Source organism: Actinoplanes sp. NPDC048791, from assembly GCF_040650095.1.
In the GTDB taxonomy this organism is placed as follows: Bacteria; Actinomycetota; Actinomycetes; order Mycobacteriales; family Micromonosporaceae; genus Actinoplanes.
Map to the genome: position 1 here is coordinate 1 of NZ_JBEZGQ010001370.1, position 1,846 is coordinate 1,846.

At 73.0% G+C, this 1,846-nt stretch carries 2 protein-coding genes; one reads left to right on the forward strand and one right to left on the reverse strand.

Going from position 1 to position 1,846, the window contains the following annotated elements:
• Positions 1-1,505, forward strand: a 1,505-nt coding sequence (locus AB0C29_RS46405; RefSeq protein WP_360834497.1) for a peptidoglycan recognition protein, incomplete at its 5' end; no start/stop codon positions are given.
• Here the strand turns inward: AB0C29_RS46405 and AB0C29_RS46410 are convergent.
• A partial coding sequence (locus AB0C29_RS46410; protein ID WP_360834499.1) for a sigma factor-like helix-turn-helix DNA-binding protein occupies positions 1,493-1,846 on the reverse strand: 354 nt, incomplete at its 5' end. The genes AB0C29_RS46405 and AB0C29_RS46410 overlap by 13 nt on opposite strands.

Sequence of the window (1,846 nt, forward strand, 5' to 3'; positions counted from 1 at the left end):
TCACCGTGCCGCCGCGACCCGCCCCGGCGGTGGTCAGCCGGGCCCGGTGGGGGGCCAACGAGAAGATCGTGCAGGGCGCGCCCGAATACTCCACCGACGTGCAGGTGGTCTTCGTGCACCACACGGCGGGGACCAACAACTACAGCTGTGCCCAGTCCGCGGCGATCGTGCGCAGCATCCAGGCGTACCACGTGAAGAGCAATCACTGGGACGACATCGGCTACAACTTCCTGGTCGACAAGTGCGGGACCCTGTTCGAGGGCCGCGCCGGTGGTGTCACCCGGCCGGTGCTGGGCGCGCACACCCTCGGTTTCAACGCCCGCAGCAGCGCCATCGCGGTGCTCGGCAACTACTCCGGCACCGGCGTCCCGGCCTCCGTCAAGCGGGTGATCGCGCAGGTCGCGGCGTACAAGATCGGGGCGTACGGCAACACGCCGACCGGCCGGGTCGCGATGACCTCCAGCGGCAGCGACCGCTACGCCAAGGGCAGCACGGCGATGCTGAACCGGGTCTCCGGGCACCGCGACACCGGCAAGACGGAATGCCCCGGCAACACCCTGTACGCGCAGCTCGGCTCCATCCGCAGCACCGCCGGTGCCGCCCCCAGCGGCCTCGCGGTGACCAAGGTGAACGGCGCCACCAAGGTCGGCACCACCTACTACACGCGGGGCACGATCCGGCCGTTCTGGCAGGTCAGCACGGCCACAACAATGCTGTACCGGTTCGACGTGCTCGTCGACGACGTGGTCACCGCGTCGGCGCCGCGGGGCGACCGGCAGCGACTGCTCACCCTGAGCTCGGGCCGGCACACCCTGCGCGTCCGGGCGGTCGGCCTGAACGGCAAGACATCGATCACCAGCGTGGCCGTGCTGGTGGACCGGACCCTGCCCGAATTCACCAGCGGACCCAGCGTGTCGCTGCGGACCGGGTCGCTCAACGGGATCGTGCCCGTCCGGGTGCGCTGGGCAGTCACGGACGCGGGCGGGCTGGGCAGCCTGGCCCTGACCGCCCCGGCGCCGGTCACGCTGGCCACCACCACGACGACCTGGGCCGGCAGCGTCAAGCCCGAGGCCGAGACCTCGTACGGGCTGCGCGCCACCGACCGGGCCGGGAACGCGAGGTCGGTGGCCGTGCAGCGCACCGCGTCGGTGACCGCGGAGACGGCCGGCGAGCGGACCGGGACCTGGAGCACGGTGACCGGGACGGCGTACCTGGGCGGTCAGGCACTGCGCAGCACGGCCGCGGAGTCCTCGCTGAGCTGGACCTTCACCGGCCGCTCGGCGGCACTGGCGGTGTCCCGCACGGCGGTGTCCGGCCGGGTCCAGGTCTTCGTCGATGACGCGCCGGCCGGGATCATCGACCTGCGCTCGCCCGAGACGCTGCACCGGCGCGCGGTGTGGACGCGGGCCTGGCCCGACAGCGCGCAGCACACGGTCCGGATCGTCGTCGAGGGCACCGCGGGCCGCCCCGGCGTGATCGCCGACGGGCTGGTCTACCTGCGGTGACCGCCGCCCTGCGGGTCGGGCCGGTCGGCGAGCTGCTGATCGAGCACGACCCGCAGGGACCGCATGGCGAAGTAGAGCCGGGACTTGAGCGTCTCCACCGGTATGCCCCGGGCGGCTGCCGCGTCCTCCAGCGAGACACCCTGGTAGAAGAGCTCGATCAGCACGTCCCGGTGGGCCGCGGCGAGGTCGTCCATGGCCCGGACGATGGTCGTGCCGGCCCGCGGGGACGGCGGGGTGTCGAGCGGTTGCCGGTCGTCGTGGCCGGCCATCCGGGCACTGTCGCGCAGGATCGTCCGGGCGGTCAGCACCAGCCACGGGCGTACGGCCGAGGCCCGTTGCGG